The following is a 19,187-nucleotide window of genomic DNA, read 5'->3' on the forward strand; positions in this document are numbered from 1 at the left end:
GCTACCAGCCCGTCCAGGCACGCAACGAAGCCAGGGGCCGCCGCAGCAGGTAGTAACCGAGCACCACACGCTCGCCGTAAAGCTTGGCGGTGCCGTGCAGGCCAAGACGGGCATGGGGCGGCGCGTTTTCCACGCTGGCCAGCAGGCGGTAGGAGGCGACGCCTTCGTCGCTGGGCTTGGCCTGGTAGCTGGTGTCGAGGATTTCCCCATGCAGCGGGTCGAGCGGATAGGCGGTGAGGAACAGCGCCACCTTCGCCCCCGGCTCCAGTGCTATGGCGTCGGCTACCGGCAGCTGGATGCGCATGCCCGGTGCCTTCGGGTCGGCGATCTGCAGGATGCGCTCGCCGGTAACCACCGGTTTGCCCAGCCAGTCGTTGGGGTCGCTGTACACGGCCACGCCGGCACGCGGGGCGAGCACGCGGGTACGTGCGAGCTGCGCCTGCACGGCGGCCAGTTCGGCGCGACGCTGGCGCGCGCGGCCGTCGAGCACCGTGAGTTCGCTCTTGCTCTGCGGATTGTCGAAGGCCCGCTGGCTGGCGGCCATCAGCTCGGCATCGGCCACCGCGACTTCCTTGGTCAGCACGTCGGCGCGGCTGCGCAGGGTGGTTTCGTCCAGTTCGAAGAGCGGAGTGCCGACCTCCACGCTCTGGTTGGGCCGAACCAGCATCTTGACGATGACCCCGTCGATGGGCGAGCTGATCACCTGGGCGTTGCGCGAGACGACCTCCGCCGGTGCCAGGGCCGTCTGCCGCACCGGGATCAGCAGCAGCGCGGCCAGCGCGACGACAGCGACCAGCACCTGGCGTTTGCTGGGCCGCCAGTAGCGCAGCTGGCTGCGCGGACCGAAGGAGGCCCAGGCGTGCGCCCAGGTCTGCCAGATGCCTTGCAGCAGCGGCTGCAGGTTGCGCGCCGGTGCTTCGTCGAGAAGGAACAGCACCAGCCCCAGGCGTTTGCCCGCACGGTTGTGCAGCGGCACGCACCAGAGGCCGGCCGGCCACCATTCGGCCCAGCCTTCGGCGATATCCGCCGGCGGCGCGGTGGTCTCACGGGCGAGCCAGGCGGGCGTGGCGTCGGGCAATTGCGTGGCAACCCAGCGGCTGGCGCGCTCCAGCCAGACCAGGTAGGGCGAATCCTCGGTGGGCTTGGCCAGGCCGGACACCGCCAGCAGTTCGTTGCGCGTGTCGTGGCAGGCGAACACCAGAGCCTGGTGGAAGCGCAGCAATGGGAACAGGTCGTTGGCGATGCTGAAGGCCAGGCCGCCGAGGGAGTCGGCCGCCAGCGCCTTGTCGCGCACATTGGCCAGGCTCAGCAGCAGCTGGGGTGGCGGCAGCAGCTCACTCATGGCTTTCGGGGAAGCGCGCGACCCCGCTCATGCCGGCGATCAGTTCCGGGTAGCTGGCATCCAGCTTCGCCTCCAGTTCCACCGTCTGCGCCACGGCGTCGACCCGCGCGTTGATCACGCTGACCTTGGCCGGGTAGTGCTTGCCGGTCTCGTGGATGTCCACCTCCAGCGGCATATCCGGACGCAGGTTGGGCAGCATCGAGGAGGGCACGTTGAGGCGCACTTTCAGCGCGCCGTCGCTGACCAGGTCGAACAGCGGCGTGCCGGCGGAAACGGTCTGGTACGGCTTGACGTAGACCTTGGCGATACGCCCGGAGAAGGGCGCATCGACCAGGCAGTAACCGGCCTGCGCCCGCGCCAGGGTGAGGGCGCCGTCGGCCTTCTGCAGCTCGGTGTTGGCCATGGCCACTTCCAGGTCGCCCACCGCGTCGAGCTTGCGCAGGTTCTGCTTGGCGGCGAGGCTGGCGCGGGCCATGTTCAGCTCGGCGGCGGCGACCTTGGCGCGGGCGTTGACTTCGACGCAGTTGAGCTGGGCCAGCTCGGCGTCCTTGGCGACCTTGTCGCCGAGGCTGGCCTTGAGCGCACCGAGGGTGCCGTTCATCTGCGCGGAGAGGGTGGTTTCCAGGGCGGAGACCAGCAGCACGCGGATGGCGCCGGGGTCCTGGTTGTCGGGCATCGGCGGCAGGCCGGTACTGGCATCGTCGGCCAGCGCCGGCTGCAGGAACATCAGGCACAACGGGAGAAGCAGGTACGACGTTTTACTGCGCAGGTGCGGCATTGGCGCTTCCTTGTTGACTGCTCGGGGTGCTGCTGGCGAGGAGGTTGGTGCTGGTCTGCTGTTCGAGGGTGCGCTGGATCTCGCGGGCCAGCGTCTTCACGTCGTGGTTCTCGATCTCCTTGGGCATTACCTCGAAGCCCACCGAGTTGTACAGGCGACCCCACGCGGCCTGGGCGTCGGAGTAGGCGGCTTCGCGCTGGTAGCGCGAGAGCAGGTAGCGACCTTCGGCGCGGATCAGCTCCAGCTCGCTGCCCAGGGCGGCGCCACGGGCGGACTGGGCGTAGCTGAGCAGGCTCTGGTCGACGCGCAGGCTTTCGTCGGCGAACTCCACTTCCTGCTTCGCCAGCTGGTAGCGCAGCAGGCCGACCCGGACCTGGGTGAGAATGGCCATGGACAGCGCGGTGCGGCGCATGTCGTCGGTCTTCTCCTGGCTGGCTTCGGCGGCCTTGATGTCCGGGTACTGCGCCAAGCGCAGCAGGTTCATCGAGACGTTGATGCCGGTCTGGTTCCAGTCGTTGTTGTACAGGTACTTGTTGGAGTCGTACTCGTAGCCGTAGTTGAAGCTCACGTTGGGCCACAGCTGGGCCTTGGCGATCTTCAGGTCGTTCATGTCGACGCGTTTGCGGTACCACTCCTCCATGATTTCCGGGCGGCGCTCAAGGGACAGGCGCTCGAGCTGGTCGACGTTGTTGGTCACCAGCGGCAGCGGCTGTTCGCCGACGTCGGCCAGGACCATTTTGGTATTCGGCGGCAGTGACATCAGCGCGGCCAGCTCGGCGCGGGCGAACTCCAGGTCCTGGCGGCGCACGGTGAGCATGTACACCGAGTCGAGCAGGGCGCGCTGGTAGGCGAGGATGTCCTGGCGTGGCAGCAGGCCCTTGCCTTCGGCCTCGCGGGCGGAGGTCAGGGCGCGGTGGGTGCGCATCAGCAGGCCGTCCACTTCCGGCAGCAGGCGCTGGGCGCCCAGGGCGCGCCAGTAGGCGTTGCGCACGTCCTGCAGGACGTTCTGCGCGACCTTCTCGCGGCGCTCTTCGGCCATCAGCATCTGGTCGTTCTTCTGCTGGGTGCGGAAGTAGGCGACGCCGAAGTCCAGCAGGCTCCAGGACAGGCCGAGGCTGTAGAGCTGGCGGTAGCGCTCCTCGGAAGTCGAAGGCCGCAAGCTGACCTGGCGGTCCTCGATGCCGATGGAGGTGCCACCGGAATCGTTGTTGCGCCCGGCGTAGCCGGCGGAGGCGACCACGCGCGGCAGCATCTCGTGGCTGGTGACGTCGCGCAGGTCGGAGGCCAGCGCGCTTTCCAGCAGCTTGAGGCGGTAGTCGAGGTTGTATTTCAACGCTCGCGCGGAGGCTTCGTAGAAGGTGATCGGCCCGCTGACCGGTTCCTGCTCTTTGTACATCCGTGCCTGGTCTTCGATCACCCGCTGGCGCATTTCCTCCTCGGTGTAAGGCTTGGGCTCGAACGCCGAACAGGCGCTGAGCAGAATACTCACGGTGATGGTGGCGCTCAGGCATTTCAGTGCATAGGCGGGCATGTTCTGTCCTTGATCGATCTGAATGGGTCGCATGTTCCTCATTGGCCACCGCTCCGGCGCTGGGCAGCCTCACGCAGCTGGGCACGGAAGCCTGGTGCGGTCTGCGCGGGTTTTTCCGCCTTGCCCACCATGTCGGCGGGGAAGGGCGCCCACAGCGATGGGTCGGGCAGCAGGCCGTCGGCGGTCAGGCTGATGACGCCGTGGCGGCCATCGACCCAGCGCGTGTCGAGGTTGGCGGCACGGCGGCTTTCGGCCACGGCGCGAGCGACGAACTGGCCTTTCACCTGGCCCAGTTGCGCGCCCAGCGACGGGCTTTCGATCTCCGGCGTGGCGAAGATGTCGATGTTGCTGCCGTCGGCACCCCAGGCCGACAGCGACAGCCGATCATCGATGCGCTCGACCACCGGTTGCACGAAGATCGCCGGGTCGACGTCGGGTATCCGGTCGCGCGGGTAGCCGTCGTCACCGAAGCGGTCGAAGTGTGGCCCTGCCGGGATGAAGGGCGTGGCGATGTTCAGGGTGATGGTCAGCTGCGCCTGGTCGGTCAGGCCGACCAGGTCGCTGATGGTGTAGGTGAAGTAGTCCTTGAGGATCTGCCCCAGGCCTGCAGCGGCGAGGACTTCGCGATTGCTCAGGTCGATGGTGTAGGTGTAACTGCCGTCGGCATTCAGCACCAGGGTGCCGTAGCGGCCGGCAATCGGCTGGCCGACGACGCCGGCCGTGCCGCTGGCGGTTTCCTCGCCGGTACGGATGCCCGAGACGGTCAGGCGGTCGCCGCCATCCACATCGCTGTCGTTGGGCAGTACGTTGCCGGTGGCCTGCGGCGCCGGGGTTTCGTCGCTGGCGACATTGTTGTCGTCGCGCGCCACCGGGTTGTCGTCGGCGCCCTGGACGGTCACCGTCAGGCGCGCGTCGGAGGTGGCACCGGCGGTGTCGCGCATGCGGTAGGTGAAGACCTCGCGCAGGGTTTCGCCGGCGGTGCGCAGGGCTTGCACCGTCGGGTTGGCGTTGTCCACGACGTACTGATAACTGCCGTCGGCGTTGATCGTCAGCTTGCCGTAGAGCCCCTGGAGCACCTGGCCGGCGCTGACGGTGTTGCCATTCTCGCTGGTGTAGTGGACGACAGTCCTGGTCTCGCCGTACTGCACGCCATCGACGTCGGTGTCGTTGTCCAGCACGTTGCCGCGCGGGTCGACGCCGGGGGTGCCATTGTTCACGCCGCCAGCCTCGACGGCGGTGGCGGTATCGTCACTGGCGATCGGGGTATCGTTGCGCCCGTCGATGGTGATGGTCAGCAGGCCGGGCGTGGCGCCGCCCCAGATGTCCGAGCCGAGGTAGGTGAACTTGTCCTGCAGGGTCTGGCCGCTGGCGCGCAGGGCTTCGACTTCCGGCAGGGTGTTGTCCAGGGCGTAGCTCCAGCTGCCGTCCTGGTTGAGCGTGAGCGTGCCGTACTGGCCGCGCAACGATTGGCCGGGCGCGGTGACAGTGGTGGACGTCGGGCTGTCGCCGGCCCAGAACGAAACCACGTGCATCACGTCCTGCGGGATGGTGGTGATGGTGTCCGGGTCGGTGTCGTTGGCCAGCACGTTGCCCGAAGGATTGCTGCCCGGCACGTTGTTGTGCAGGCCGCCGTCCTCCACCGCGGTGCCGAAGTCCGGCGAGGTGATCGGCGGGTCGTTCTCGCCGCGGATCAGGATGACCAGGGTGGCCTGGTCGCTGAGGTTGCCGTCATCGGTCACCTGGTAGGTGAATTCCTCGATGGCGAATGCCAGCGGGCCGAGCGCCCGGATGGTCGCGTTGTTGCTGTCGACGAAGTACTGGTAGCTGCCGTCGGCGTTGATCACCAGGGTGCCGAAGGCGCCCAGGATGGTCTGCGGGCTGCCCGGCACCACCGCGACGGTATTTACCTGCGCGCCCTCGGGGCCCTTGGCGATGGTGGTGACGCGCATGTGGTCACCGGCATCGACATCGGTGTCCTTGCCGATACCGTCGAAGATCCCGGTCAGGCCGGTGATCACGTTGCCGGTGGGGTTGCGCCCGCCGCTGCCGTCGAGGTTGGCCACGGCATAGTTGATGTCGTCGTTGGCCACCGGGGCGTCGTAGCTGCCCTGGATGGTGATGGTGATCCGCGCCAGCGAGCTGGCCCCCGCGGTGTCGTGCATGCGGTAGGTGAACGTCTCGACCAGTGTGTCGCCGGCCTTCAATGCCTGCACGGCGGCCAGGTCGTTGTTGACGACGTAGACGAAGTTGCCATTGGCATCGATGCTCAGGCTGCCATAGCTGCCGGCCGCCGCGGCTGTTCCTGTCGACACCTGGATGAAGCTGCCATTGGCGCCGAGCACGCCGAAGCCGATGCCATCGACGGTCTTGCTGTCGCCGGAGTCGACGTCGGTGTCGGCGCCGGCCCCGGTTCCGGGTACGCCGGTGAGGGCGTTGCCGCTGGCGTTCTGCCCGCCGCTGCTGTTGTTGGTGCCGCCGGCCTCGATGGCGGTGGCGGTGTCGTTGACCGCGATGGGTGTGTCGTTGCGGCCGTGGATGACCACGGTGAAGGTCGAGGTGACGGTCTTGCCGTTGCCATCGCTGACGCTGTACTGGAAGACTTCGGTCAGGCGATCGGCGTCGGTGCGCAGGGCTTGCACCGCGGCATTGGCGTTATTCACGACGTAGCGGTAGTTGCCCTGGGCATCGAGCACCAGACTGCCGTAGCGGCCGGCCAGGCTCTGGCCCACGGTGCCGTTGTTGCCGGTGGGGCTGATGACGCCGGTGATGGTCAGGGTGTCGCCGTCCGGATCGCTGTAGGACGAGCGGATGCTGCCGCTCGGGTCCACGCCCGGAATGTTGTTGTTCAGGCCACCGGCTTCGATGGCGTCGACCGTCACGGGGTTGACCACGGGCGGGTCGTTCACCCCGGTCACGGTGATCACCAGTTGCGCAAGGTCGGTCAGGTTGCCGGTGTCGTGGATGCGGTAAGTGAAGATGACGTCCAGGCTCTGCCCGGCGGTAAGAGCGCGGATGGCCGGATCGGCGCTGTTGACGATGAAGCTGTAGGTACCGTCCTCGTTGAGCGTCAGTTCGCCGAAGTTGCCGCTGATGAGGGTGCCGTTGGCCAGTCTTGCCACGGTGCCGAAGATATCGGCGGGTGTGCCGGTGGTGACTGGGGTGAGCGCTCCACCGGCGGTTTCCAGACCCGAGCGCACGCCGTCGACCTTGAGCTGGGTGGCGTTGGGCTGGTCGAGCCGATCGATGTCGGTATCGGCCCCGACGCCATTGCTATCACCGGTGATCACGTTGCCGTTGGCGTTGACCGCGCCCGGGGTGCCGTCGCTGGCGGCGGCGGTGGCGGTGTTGTGGTCGTCCACCGCCACCGGTGCGTCGTTGGCGCCCTGGATGGTGATGGTCAGGGTGGTGACGGAGCTGAGCCCGCCGGCGTCGGTCATCTGGTAGGTGAAGTCTTCGACCAGGGTATCGCCAGGGGAGAGCCGCTGCACGGCCGCCAGCGTGTTGTCGATGACGTAGCGGTAAGATCCGTCGGCATTGATCGTCAGGGTGCCGAATGCACCCTGGACGGACGTCGCAGCGCCGGTACTTACCGGGAATACGCGGCCGCCGCCGGGGCCGTCGTAGCGGATGAGGGTGACGGACTTGGTCTCGCCCAGGGCTACCGAGTCGACATCGGTGTCGGCGCCGGCGCCGGTGATGGGGTCGCCGGTGAGCACGTTGCCGGTGGCATCCTGGCCCAGCGTGCCGTTGTTGGTGCCGCCGGCCTCGATAGCGGTGCCGACATCGCCGTTGGCGATGGGGGTGTCGTTGGCACCGTGGATATCGATGGTCAGCGAGGTCGAACTGCTGAGGCCGCCGCTGTCGGTGATGAAATAGCCGAAGGATTCGCGCAGCACGTTACCGGGGGTGCGCAGGGCCTGGACCTCGGCATTGTTGTTGTCTACCACGTACTGGTAACCGCCGGTGGCGGTGATGGTCAGCGTGCCGTAACGACCGACGAGGCTGACTGGGCCGGCGGCCGGGACCGTGACGAAGCCGCCGATGGAGTTCTCCACCCGCGTGACCTTGATTACATCGCCGTTGGTGGCGATATCCACGTCGGTGTCGTTGTCCAGCACGTTGCCGGTCGGATTGACGCCCGGGTCGGCATTGTTCAGGCCGCCGGCCTCGATGGCGATACTGATGTCCGGGCGGGCGATGGGGGCATCGTTGACCGGGTCGATGATGATGGTCATCACGTCGGTGTCGGTCAGCGCGTCATCGGGGTTCTCGCCCGGGATGCCGTCGCCGTCCTTGTCGCCGAAGTTGCCCTGGTCGTTGGTGACCATGGTCAGGGTCTCGCTGTTGCGCGAGGTGTTGAAGTCCTGGTCGCCCTTGTAATAGATCTGGCTGAGCAGCACGTTGATCTGCTGCAGCGTACCGGTCAGTACCAGCGTGCGGCCTGCGCCGGCCGGTGGCGCGTCAGTGGCACCCGGTGCCGTGGCGCTCTGCCAGATCGTGCCATGCACCACCGTCAAGGTGACGGTCATCACGCCATTTGCGTTGCCTGCGTTGACGTCGACGTCGCTGGTGGCCAGGCCGACGATATGCAGCACGGTGTCCTCGACGCCGTGCTGGTTGGCCACGGTGTTGATCGGGGCTTCGTTGAGGTGCACGTAACCGGCATCCGCGGTGCCGATGGTGCCTTCGCCCAGGGCGAGGTTGATGCTGCCCAGGCCGGTGGTGGCGGTACCGGTGTCGGTGTCGATGCGCACCTGGAAGCGATTGTCGGTCGCCTGCTGGAAGTTCTGTGCCACGGCAACGAGGTAGTTGCCCGATGGCAGCAGGGCGAACTGGTAGGTCCCGTCGCTGGCGGTCACGGTGCTGAAGGTGCGGTCGTCGCCGTTGCCGAAGATGCCATCGTCGCCGGCCCAGGTGAGATTGACGGCGATGCCGCCCAGGCCCGGCCCGTCAGGTGTCACGCTGTTGGTGGCGGACTTGGTGTCGTCCCACAGGGTACCCCGGACCACGCCCATGCCGGCGCCGTCGGCGAGGATGTAGTTGTTCAACCCACTCGCACCGTCCGCGCCGGTCCGCTCACCGTCAGCGCCGCCAGCGGTCAGCGGCAACGAGCCGCCCCAACCGGCATTCTCGAAGCTTGTGGGCAGGCTGGTCCAGGTCAGCACCGCGGAGCTGTTGGCGTCGTCGGGGATCACGGTATTGGGCAGGGTGACGTTGTAGATCACCTGCACCTTGTCGTTGACGTTCAACTGGTCGAAGTTGAGCACCACCTGGCCGCCTACGACGCTGGCGGTGACGCCCGCCGGCAGGTTGCCGGTGGTGTAGCTGGTGCCGTTGATGATAACGCTCTGGATGGCGTAGTCGCTGCCGCTGGGGAACTGGTCACGCAGCACGACGTTGTAGGCCGGTACTTCGCCGTTCTGGGTAAAGCTGACGGAGACGGTGGCGTTGGTCGTGCCCGCCACACTGCCGGCGGCGATGTCGATGACCGACTTGTCCATGCCGGTGAAGCTGGGCTCGACTACGCGCTCGAAGATCGTATCGCTCTTGCCGCGATCGACCCCGTCGCCGAGGCCTACGTGCTCCACGACATTCATGCCCAATTGCGCGCCGGTCTGGTTGCTGGCGATGTTGGTGACGCGCACGTTGAATTCCAGGATCACGCCTTCCAGATCGCCGTCGTTCACTTCGGTGTTGGTCAGGTTGCCGAGGCTGAATGTGACGGTCTGGCGACCGGTGACGGGGTCGGTAACGATGTTCAGGCGGCCGCTGTTGATATTGAAAATACCGGTGGGGTGATCGCCGGACAGGTCCGGGTGGATCGCCTGCGCCACGTCGCTGGACTGGTTGCCGATCATGCCCAGGCTGCCGCCGCTGATCAGGTTGGTGGCATCCGTGGTGAGGCCGCCGATGGCGCTGGAACCCAGGGCAATGAGAATGTTGTTGAGGTTGGCGGGAATGAACTCCAGCCCGGCATCCAGCTCGATGCGGATCTGGTAATTGGGGTTGTCGCCGGTGGGCACCAGCACCGTCACGCGGTAGCGGACGATCTCGCCGACCACCACGGTTTCCTGCAGGCCGGTGGTGTCGATGGCGCCCGAGGAATTCGTGGCCGGCGGGGTGGCGTCGACACCGCCGATACGCGAGACCAGGATGCCGTTGGTGACCGGGATCAGCAGGGTGCTGATCTGCCGGTAGTCGTTGAGCACGCCGGAATTGAGCAGGCCGTCGTCGCCGCCACGCTCGCCGGCGCTGGTGTCGGTGGTGTTGCTGGTGCCGTCCAGGCTGGTCCAGCGCACCACGACATTGTTGGGGATCACTGCCAGGCCGGCAGCGCTGGCGTTCACCACCCCGGTCAGGTGAATGACGATGCTGCCGCCATTGGCGATGTCGATATTGGCGCCATTGGCGGTGATCAGTTGGCCGTTCTGGATGATGAAGTCGATGGTTCCATTGTTGGTGGCGCCATTGTTGTAGGTGATGGTGCCATTGAAAGCGATGTTGTCGATCTGGGTCGGCAGCACGTTCAGCAGGCTGATGTCGAAGGCATTGGTGCCGGAGTTGTTGGCGATGGTGATGTCGAAGGTGACGGTATCACCCTGGTCGAAACCGCCGAAGGCAGGTGTGGTGGTGATCTGTTGGGTCACCGCCAGGGTCGGCTCGACGATGGTCACGCTGGGCTGCTGGGCACTGTTCAGCGCGCGGTCGACGGCGGTGGCGCCGTTGGGCGTGTCGCCGTCGGGATCGCTGTAGACCAGTTGCGCGCCGTTATTCAGCACCACGCCCTGCTGGTTGCCGATCACATTGTTCGCCACCAGCACCAGACGGATGACGAAGGCGTTGTTGCCGGTGTTGTTGTCGGCGTTGGAGCCCGCCGTGCTGAATACCAGGTGCATGTCACCGCCGTCGCCAGCGTCGACGGAGAAGCTGGAGACGTTCAGGGTGCCACCGCCGAAGTCCTGGGCCAGCGCACCACTCCCGCCATTGGCGAGGGTAGTGGTAATGATCTGGTAGCCCACGCCGTTGAAGCTGGTGTCCAGGCGCATGCCCGGCGGGATCAGGTCGTTGATGCGCAGGTTGCCGGTGAAGCCCTCGGGCAGGGTGACGACGATGTCGTAGGTCATGCTCTCGCCGATCACCAGGTTGCTGCCGGTGGTGTGGCCGGCGCTGGAGTCGTCGGCGCTGAGGCTGCCGTCCTTGTAGCCCTTGACGATGGTCGGGGCGGCAACCTGCTGGTTGGCGATTTCCGTCAGGTCGGTCGGGGTGAAGTCCTGGCCGCCGTTGACGCTGGCGTAGTTGGTCAGCGAGGCGCTGGATTGCAGCGTGCGCGAGGCGAGGATGGCATTGTCGACGGTGACGTCGTAGGTGATCACCACCACGTTGCGGCCGGCAGCGTCGTTGCCGTCGGCGGCGCCGGCGCGGCCGGCGAGGAGGGTCGCCTGGCCGTTGGCGTCGAGGAAGGTGATGGTGTTGCCGTTGACGCTATAGTCCACCCCGGCGATCAGTTGGGTTCCATCGCCCCGGTATATCTGCAGGTTGGCAGCGCCCAGGCTGCCACCGACGAAAGTGACGCCGGCTGGCAGCGTGACGCTGGTGGTGACGTCGTAGGCGCCGCCGCCACCGGTGTTCTCTATCGCCGTGGCCAGGCGCAGCGTATCGCCGCCGTCGATGCCGCTGACGTTGCCATCCACCGCCGTGATAGCCGTGACGCTTCCGCCGAAGGGCACTCCGCTGGTGCCGGGAGCGGTCCAGCTGCCGGTGGTGCCGGTGACCGTACCGTTGCTGCTGGAAACCACGCCGTGCTTGATGTCCAGCACCGGCTCGGCGACCGAGACGATCTCCGCGACGTCGGAGGAGATCAGTACCGTCTTGTCGATGGTGGTGGTCTGGCTGGATTGCGCCAGTACATCCAGCGAACGATGGTCGGCATAGGGCTGGTCGCCCACGCGCATGGTGAATTGCACCTGCACCCGGCCGCCATTCAGGCCACCCGAGGCGAAGTTGCCGAAGTTGAAGATGATCGAGTTGCCCGGCCCGGTGGTGACGCTGTCGGGCACGTCGCCGATATTGTTGCCGCTGCCGAAGGTCCATTGGCCAACACCCGCGCCCTGGCTCCAGTTGATGCCATTGGCATTCAGCAGCGGCAGGGGCAGGTAGGCGGTGAGGGTGAAGTTCTCGTAGTCGGCGACCAGCAGGTCGTAGGTGATGGTGAAGGTCACCACATCGCCCGGACGCAGTTCCCCGTCTGCGGGCGGCACGTTGCCATTGACCGTGGTCAGGTCGATGTCGACGTTGGAGGTCTGGATGGTGCTGGTGGTGCTGGAACCATCGGTCTGGATGCCGCCGATGTTCACCGAGTCGCGCAGCACGGAGGCATCGACCGTGGCGTTATTGCCGACGCTGTCGCCTTCGTTGAGCTGGTCGTGGGGCGGGTGATCGGAGGTGTACGTGGTGTCGACGACCGCGTCATAGACGATGGTCAGACTGGTAGCGCCTTCGAGCGGATCGTTGCCCCACAGGTCGCCGTACAGCGCGTAGACACCCGGCCCCTGCACAGCGGCGGCGATGGATTGGGCGATGTCGAAGACCAGCGTCGTGCTGCCATCGGCGTTGACCGTGGCGGTGTAGATCAGCGGGATCACCTGGCTGCCGCCATGCATCTGGATGACGATGGTCGGCGGGTTGGTGGTGCTGAAGGTCTGGCCGTCGCTGAGATGGTCGGTGATGGTGAACTGGCCCTGGCCGAGGATGTTCTTGCCGAAGGCGAAGAAGTCGGAGATGGCCACTTCCATGTTGTAGCGCAGGGTATCGCCGGGGGTCAGGCCGGCCTGGCCGACGTCGTTCTGCAGGTTGACTTCCTTGAGCAGGGTGATGGATTTGGCGACGAAGGTGACGCCAGCGCCATTACCGGTCTCGGTGAAGGGATAACCGTTCGGATCGGTGGGGCGGTCGCGCGGGTCCAGCGGGTTCCAGTTGCCGTTGACGGTCGCGGTACCGAAGGTGATGGTCGTCGGATTGCCGGTGGCCGGGTCGATCACCGGGCGACCGTTGGCGTCGATCTCCGGCACGTAGAAGCTGACCTGGGTCGTGCTCGGGCCGCTCAGGGTGTCGTAGTGGATGGAGTAGCTGCTGACGAATACGTTGGGGTTGGCCAGGGCCGCGGCGATCAGCGCCGGGTTGGTCAGCACTGTGCCGTCATGCAGGGTGATCGAGGTCAGCGTGCCGCCAGCGCCGGGGGTGATCGCACTGACGTGCACCTGGTCGGGGACGGTCTGGGTAACGGTGACATTGGTCAGCGTCTGGCCGGTGGCGGGGGTGACGGTGACGGTCTCGGTGCGCGTGAAGTTCGGTCCGGTGACGGTTTCGCCTTCGGGCATGTCCACGGTCTGGGTCACCGACAGCAGCGTCGGGGTAATGATGAAGCTGTGCAGCGCGGCCTCGACGAGGGTCGGGTCCTGCGCCGGGTTGTTCAGCGAGTCGTTGCCGTACTCGAAGCCGCCGCGGGCGTTGATTGTGAGGTTGGGCGCGCCGTCGGAGTAGGTGGTGTCGGCAAGGTTGCTCAGGTGCGCGGTGACCTGGATGTCGATGCTCGGCTGGCCGTTGATCACGCTGGCGTAGGGCAGTTGCAGAACCACCATCTGGTCGCCCGGCTTCATGCCGACGCTGGCGGCGTTGATCACCAGCGGATTGCCGTTGGCGTCCTTGGCCAGGGGATGGGTGGCGTTGCCGCTGGCATCGAAGTTGAGCACCGTGGCGTTCACCGCACGGCCAAGGTAGGTCGCACTGACGAAGCTCGCGCCGTCGTTGCCGTCGCGGCCGGTGGCCGGCAGGAAGACATCGATGTAGGGGGCGTAGCCCACTTGCGTGGAGGTGTTGCTGAAGCTGACGGTGAAGGTCACGTCGTCGCCCAGGCGCACCGCCGATCCACCGCTGCCCATGCTGACGGTCGGACTGGCGTCGGCCAGCAGGCCCCGGAAGTCCACCAGCGTCGTGGCACTGAGGGCGATGGCCTTGTCGACGTCTCCCGAGCGCACTTCCAGGTTCCAGTCGCCACCGGCGCTGGTGGAACCCGTGGCATTGCTTGAGGCGCCGACATCGGCGCCGGTCCAGCGCGCCAGTTCATTGACCAGTGCCTGCCCGGAACTCCCCGCGCCGACGTCGCAGCCATAGAGCTGAATGTCCGCACCGGCGTTCAGTTCGCCGCGCCAGGCGCTGAGGCGATCGCCGAGCTGATCGACGCTCTGGCTGGTGAAGGTCTGGTTGCCCAGGGTGAACTGGCCAGTGGCGCCGTGGGAGAAGATCTGGATCGAGTCGACCTTGCCCAGTTGCGTCAGCGCGTTGCTGATCGCCGCGATGGCGTCCTGCCCGGCGTCGACCACCAGCGCGGTGGTGCCCACCGGCAGGTTGGCGGCCAACTGGTCGCGGTTCTCCAGGCGCGCATCGATGACCACCAGGTTGCGTGGCGCGGCCTGCGCGGGCGCCGCCGCCTGGGCCCGTGCTTCGACCGCGGTGGCCGGCTTGGCCGTGTCCTTGGCGTCGGCGCCCGCAGTGGCGTCATGATGCTGTTGATCGACAGCCGCTGCGGCAGCGCCGTCGAAGAGAATGCGTTGCTCCAGCGCGAGCGCGTGGGCGGCGGGCTGGAACAGTTTCGAACGGAATTTGGCCTGCATTTCCTAACTTCCGGCTAAGTAAGTCCCCGAGGAAAGCAGTCCTACGCATATCTGCTTACGCAATTTACGCTAGTACCAATCCGAATTATCGCAAGCAGAACAGCGACATAAGCGACAGTTAAGTATCAAAAATCTTACAGCCGAATGGATCAGTTCTGCGCCCGGCGCGGCTTCCGCAGTAACGACCGACAAATGGAGACGTTTCGCCGCATGTCCGGCGCAAATTCCGACTTTGGCTACGCTTGAGCGAGCGGTCCTTGAGAGGCCGGGACAGGGCGCCGGAGCGACGGGGGTTGGGGATGGGGAAAGTGCTGGGCAGGTGTCTGCTGCTGGTGTGGCTGGCAGGGCTGTGGGCGCAGGCAGGGATCGCCGCCGAGATGCCGGCCACGGCCGTACGCGCTGCCGACGATGCCGCGGCGGAACTGAAAGTCGAAAATCGCAACATCCTGGTGTTTCGCGCCACGCTGCTCGGCGAGTCACCGCAGGTGCGTGCGCACCGCGCCAAGGCGACCATCGAGGAAGCCCTGCAGGGTGGCGATGAGCTGAAGGTGAATCTCGACCCGATCCAGGACAGCTACATGGTCCTGCTCGGCTATAGCCGCGCCTTCATCGTTTCGCCCGAGGATGTCGACCCGCCGGGCAGTTCGGTGCGTGCCGCCGCCGAGGCAGCCGCCGCGAACCTGCGCCTTGCGGTGGCCGAGAATCGCGAAGCGGGCAGCGTGCGCTATCTGCTCAGCGCGCTGGGGCTGGCGGCGGTGGCCACCTTGGCCTATCTGTTGCTGCTGCGCGGCGTCGGTTATGTGCGGGGCAAACTGCTGGCTCGCCTGCCCGACGTGATGAGCCGGCACAGCGGCCGTCTCAAGGTTGGCCAGATGCCCCTGCTGGGCAGCCGCTACCTCTATTACCTGGTGGGGCGGCTGATCTGGCTGGTCTACTGGCTGCTGGTGTTCCTCTTCAGCTACCAGTGGCTGAGCTTCGTGCTGTCGCGCTTCCCCTATACCCGGCCCTGGGGCGAGAGCCTCAATGTGCATCTGATCAACCTCGCGCGATACCTGATCAACGGCATGCTCGACGCGCTGCCGGGGCTGGCAGTCGCCTTGTGCATCCTGATCATCGCCCGCGCCATCAGCGGCTTCTCCCGCCATGTACTGCAACGCATGGCACGGCCGGGCAACCTGCGCTGGCTGACCGAGGAAACCCTGCAGCCGACCACGCGGCTGACCTCCCTGGCGATCTGGCTGTTCGCCATTGTCATGGCCTACCCGTACCTGCCCGGTTCCGGCACCGAAGCCTTCAAGGGCCTTTCGGTGCTGGTCGGCCTGATGATTTCCCTCGGTGCGTCCAGCGTGATCGGCCAGGCTGCCTCGGGGCTGATCCTCACCTACTCGCGCACGCTGCGGGTGGGCGAGTTCGTCCGCATTGGCGACAACGAGGGCACGGTGACCGAGGTGGGCGTGTTCAATACCACCATCCGCACCGGCCTGGGCGAGGTGCTGACGCTGCCCAATTCGATGATCACCGGCTCCGTGACGCGCAATTATTCGCGCATCGTCCAGGGCCAGGGCTACGTGGTGGATACCGTGGTCACCATTGGCTACGACACCCCGTGGCGGCAGGTGGAAGCCATGCTCATCGAAGCGGCGCGGCGCACCGACGGGATACTGCAAACCCCGGCGCCGCAGGTGTTCCAGACCGCGCTGTCGGACTTCTACCCCGAATACCGCCTGGTCGCCCAGGCCATCCCCAGCGAGCCGCGCCCGCGCGCACTGCTGCTGAGCGTACTGCACGCGAATATCCAGGACGTGTTCAACGAATACGGCGTGCAGATCATGTCGCCGCACTACCTGGGCGACCCGCAGGAAGCGAAATGGGTCCCCAGGGAGCAATGGCACGCGGCGCCAGCGAAGCCTGAAACACCTTCCGACCACTGAGGCCTGCGCCTTGCGGGCCTTCATCTATCCTGTTCCGTCCACGGGCCCAGGTTGCGATGCCGCGCCCGCCCCATACTTCCGCCCCGGAGACACCCCATGAACCTGCATTTGTCCGACAAGCTCGCCCTGGTCAGCGGTTCGACCAAGGGCATCGGTTTCGCCGTTGCCCAGGGCCTGGCCCGCGAAGGGGCGAGGGTGATCCTCAATGGCCGCAGCCAGGCTTCCGTGGACGAGGCGCTGGGGCGCATCCGCGCCGCCCAGGCGGACGCCAGGGTGGAAGGCTTCGCCGGCGATCTTTCCGACCCGCAGCAGGTTGCCGCGCTGGTGCAGCGCTATCCGGCGGTGGACGTACTGGTGAACAACCTGGGGATCTTCGATCCCAAGCCCTTCGAGGAGATTCCCGACGAAGACTGGGTGCGCTTCCTCGACGTCAACCTGCTCTCCGGTGTCCGTTTGTCCCGCGCCTACCTGCCGGGCATGAAGCAGAAGAACTGGGGCCGGGTGGTGTTCATCAGCAGCGAAAGCGGCATGGTGATCCCGGTGGAGATGATCCACTACGGCGTCACCAAGACGGCCCAGCTCAGCCTGTCCCGCGGGCTGGCGGAGACCTGCGCCGGCACCGGCGTGACGGTGAACGCGGTGCTGCCGGGGCCGACCGCCTCGGAGGGCGTCAACGAGTTCGTCGAGAAACTCTCCGGCGGCCAGCCGTTCGCGGAGTTCGAGGCCGAGTTCTTCCGCAGTGCGCGGCCCAGCTCCCTGCTGCAGCGCTTCGCGCGCCCGGAGGAGGTGGCCAACCTGGTGGTCTACGTCTGCTCCGAGGCATCGTCGGCCACCAATGGCGCGGCATTGCGGGTGGACGGCGGCGTGGTGCGCTCGCCGTTCTGAGTCACTCGGCGCTGCGGCTCTCGAACTCCAGCCCCAGCGCCAATTCACCACTGCCGAGCCGGCCCAGCCACTGTTGTGCTTTCGGGCCGGACAGGTGCGCCTCCAGCTCGGCCTGGCTGGCCCAGCAGGTCGATACCTGCCAGCGGTCGGCGGCCAGCGCCTGCAGCTCGCCGGACTGGCAGCCCGGTTGGCGGCGCACCTGTTCGAGCAGCTCGCCCAGGTAGGAACCCAGCGCGCTGGCCTGGCCGGGGAATGCCTGGACGCGGACGATGGCAATGGCGGACGGGGACATGACGGGGCTCCTTCTGCAATGGATGGCCATTGAGCGCTGGCGCTGGCATCCGGTAAAGGCCGGAACCGGCTTTCAAAACCGATGCTGGAAGGTTACGGCCACGCCGCCTGCGCATGAACGGCCAATTCCCGGGAAAACCGTTGGGCCAATACGCCCCGCGTGACGGACCTGTAGGAGCGAGCTTGCTCGCGAACAAGCCCAGTGCCATGCGGTTCGCGAGCAAGCTCGCTCCTACGCTCGCTGGGCATGATGGTATGGCTCAGGTCAACTGCTGCAACAGGTCGCGCACCTTGTCCAGGGCCGGGTCGATATCCAGCGTGTCGATGGCGCCGAAACCCAGCAGCAGGCCGTCGCGCACCGGCACCTGGTGGTGGAAGGGCGCCAGGCCGTAGAGGCCGACTTCGACCTTGCGCGCCAGTTCGGTGAGCAGCGCCACGTTGGCTGGCTGGCGCAGCAGCGCGGTGAGGTGGAAGCCGGCCACCGAGGGCACCACCTCCAGCCAGGGCGCCAGGTCGCCGGTCAGCCGCGCGAGTATCCGTTCGCGGCGCCCGGCGTAGATGCCGTGGCAACGGCGGATGTGCTTGAGCAGGTAGCCTTCGGCGATGAACTTGGACAGCGCCCATTGCGGCAGGGTCGAGCTGTGCCAGTCGCTGATCTGCCGGGCGCGCACCAGCGCGGTGAACAGGCTGGGCGGCGGGATCAGATAGCCCAGGCGCAGCTCCGGCAGCAGCACCTTGGAGAACGTTCCGATGTAGGCCACCACGCCGTCCCGGTCGAGGCTCTGCAGCGCATCGGTGGGCCGGCCTTCGTAGCGGAACTCGCTGTCGTAGTCGTCCTCGATCACCAGCGCGCCCAGCTCCAGCGCCCGCGCCAGCAGCGCTTCGCGGCGCGCCGGGCTCATTGGCATGCCCAGCGGGAACTGGTGCGACGGGGTGGTGTAGATCATCCGCGTGCCTTCGGGAATCAGGTCAACGCAGATGCCCTCGGCGTCCACCGGCACGCTGGCCACGTCGGCACCCAGGGTCTGGAAGATCAGCCGCGCCGGGGTATAGCCGGGGTCTTCCATCGCGACCTTGTCACCCGGGCGGAGCATGACGCGGGCAAGCAGGTCCAGCGCCTGCTGCGCGCCATTGCAGACCATCACGTCGTCCAGTTGGCAGTTCACCCCGCGTGCGTAGGATATGTGTCGGGCAATGCCATCGCGCAACGGCGCGATACCCTCGGGGGCGCTGTAGTGCCCGCGCATGCCGGCCATCTGGCGCAGCGCATGGTTCACGCAGCGCCGCCATTCTTCCTGGGGGAACTGCAACTGGGTGGTGGCGCCGCCGATGAAGTCGGCCTTCGCCGTGCCGGCGGCGCCGGGGTGGCGCAGGCGGGTGTCGAGGCTGGACCAGCGCTCGATGTTTTCCTGGCTGGCGAAGCGCACGCCATCCTGGCGCCGGTCATGCCGCGGCAGGTGCGTGTTGACGAAGGTGCCGCTGCCGATCTTGCCCACCAGCACGCCTTCATAGGTGAGCTGGGCGTAGGTGTCGGAGATGGTCTTGCGCGAGATACCCAACTGCTCGGCAAGCAGGCGGCTGGGCGGCAGGCGGGTGCCGGCGGCGAGGCGGCCGGAGTCGATGGCTTCGCGCAGCTGGCGATAGAGTTGCCCGGCGAGATCTTTCTGGCCGTGGATGATCAGGTGCAGCTCCAAGGGCGAACTCCGGGGCAGGGCGGTCGCGCAAGCGTAGCGCCGGCATTGGCCGTGGTGAAGTTGCG

8 protein-coding genes are annotated in these 19,187 nt (G+C 66.6%); 2 read left to right on the top strand and 6 right to left on the bottom strand.

Going from position 1 to position 19,187, the window contains the following annotated elements:
* Position 1 precedes the first annotated feature (1 nt).
* From G4G71_RS13935 to G4G71_RS13950, 4 genes are read right to left on the bottom strand one after another with little or no spacing between them, the layout of a single operon-like run.
* Complete coding sequence (locus G4G71_RS13935; RefSeq protein WP_169938465.1) at positions 2 to 1,342, bottom strand: efflux RND transporter periplasmic adaptor subunit; 1,341 nt, start codon at positions 1,340 to 1,342, stop codon at positions 2 to 4.
* Complete coding sequence (locus tag G4G71_RS13940; RefSeq protein ID WP_169938467.1) at positions 1,335 to 2,120, bottom strand: efflux RND transporter periplasmic adaptor subunit; 786 nt, start codon at positions 2,118 to 2,120, stop codon at positions 1,335 to 1,337. The genes G4G71_RS13935 and G4G71_RS13940 overlap by 8 nt, the downstream gene beginning before the upstream one ends.
* On the bottom strand, positions 2,101 to 3,651 hold the full coding sequence (locus tag G4G71_RS13945) for a TolC family protein (protein WP_169938469.1): 1,551 nt from the start codon (positions 3,649 to 3,651) through the stop codon (positions 2,101 to 2,103). The genes G4G71_RS13940 and G4G71_RS13945 overlap by 20 nt, the downstream gene beginning before the upstream one ends.
* Before the next feature lie 38 nt (positions 3,652 to 3,689).
* A complete protein-coding gene (locus tag G4G71_RS13950; RefSeq protein ID WP_169938471.1) occupies positions 3,690 to 14,321 on the bottom strand; it encodes a VCBS domain-containing protein in 10,632 nt (3,543 codons plus the stop codon).
* 377 nt (positions 14,322 to 14,698) lie between these two features.
* Between G4G71_RS13950 and G4G71_RS13955 the strand changes: the two genes are divergently transcribed.
* Together G4G71_RS13955 and G4G71_RS13960 are read left to right on the top strand one after the other, a co-directional pair.
* On the top strand, positions 14,699 to 16,252 hold the full coding sequence (locus tag G4G71_RS13955; protein ID WP_240964949.1) for a mechanosensitive ion channel family protein: 1,554 nt from the start codon (positions 14,699 to 14,701) through the stop codon (positions 16,250 to 16,252).
* A 96-nt stretch (positions 16,253 to 16,348) separates the two neighbouring features.
* Positions 16,349 to 17,137, top strand: a complete 789-nt coding sequence (locus G4G71_RS13960; RefSeq protein ID WP_169938475.1) for an SDR family NAD(P)-dependent oxidoreductase — start codon at positions 16,349 to 16,351, stop codon at positions 17,135 to 17,137.
* 1 nt (position 17,138) lies between these two features.
* Here G4G71_RS13960 and G4G71_RS13965 read toward each other — a convergent pair whose 3' ends face one another.
* Together G4G71_RS13965 and pdxR are read right to left on the bottom strand one after the other, a co-directional pair.
* Positions 17,139 to 17,429 (bottom strand): putative quinol monooxygenase, encoded by a 291-nt coding sequence (locus G4G71_RS13965; RefSeq protein WP_169938477.1) that lies wholly within the window; start codon positions 17,427 to 17,429, stop codon positions 17,139 to 17,141.
* Positions 17,430 to 17,688: 259 nt separating this feature from the next.
* Positions 17,689 to 19,122: a MocR-like pyridoxine biosynthesis transcription factor PdxR gene (gene pdxR / locus G4G71_RS13970; RefSeq protein WP_169938479.1), complete on the bottom strand. Its 1,434-nt coding sequence runs from the start codon at positions 19,120 to 19,122 to the stop codon at positions 17,689 to 17,691.
* Positions 19,123 to 19,187 lie beyond the last annotated feature (65 nt).

The organism is Pseudomonas multiresinivorans (genome assembly GCF_012971725.1).
Classification (GTDB): domain Bacteria; phylum Pseudomonadota; class Gammaproteobacteria; order Pseudomonadales; family Pseudomonadaceae; genus Pseudomonas; species Pseudomonas multiresinivorans.

Excerpts from the sequence above, each read along its gene's own strand:
- G4G71_RS13935 (WP_169938465.1), bottom strand. The coding sequence starts at position 1,342 with ATGAGTGAGCTGCTGCCGCCACCCCAGCTGCTGCTGAGCCTGGCCAAT.
- G4G71_RS13940 (WP_169938467.1), bottom strand. The coding sequence starts at position 2,120 with ATGCCGCACCTGCGCAGTAAAACGTCGTACCTGCTTCTCCCGTTGTGC.
- G4G71_RS13945 (WP_169938469.1), bottom strand. The coding sequence starts at position 3,651 with ATGCCCGCCTATGCACTGAAATGCCTGAGCGCCACCATCACCGTGAGT.
- G4G71_RS13950 (WP_169938471.1), bottom strand. The coding sequence starts at position 14,321 with ATGCAGGCCAAATTCCGTTCGAAACTGTTCCAGCCCGCCGCCCACGCG.
- G4G71_RS13955 (WP_240964949.1), top strand. The coding sequence starts at position 14,699 with ATGCCGGCCACGGCCGTACGCGCTGCCGACGATGCCGCGGCGGAACTG.
- G4G71_RS13960 (WP_169938475.1), top strand. The coding sequence starts at position 16,349 with ATGAACCTGCATTTGTCCGACAAGCTCGCCCTGGTCAGCGGTTCGACC.
- G4G71_RS13965 (WP_169938477.1), bottom strand. The coding sequence starts at position 17,429 with ATGTCCCCGTCCGCCATTGCCATCGTCCGCGTCCAGGCATTCCCCGGC.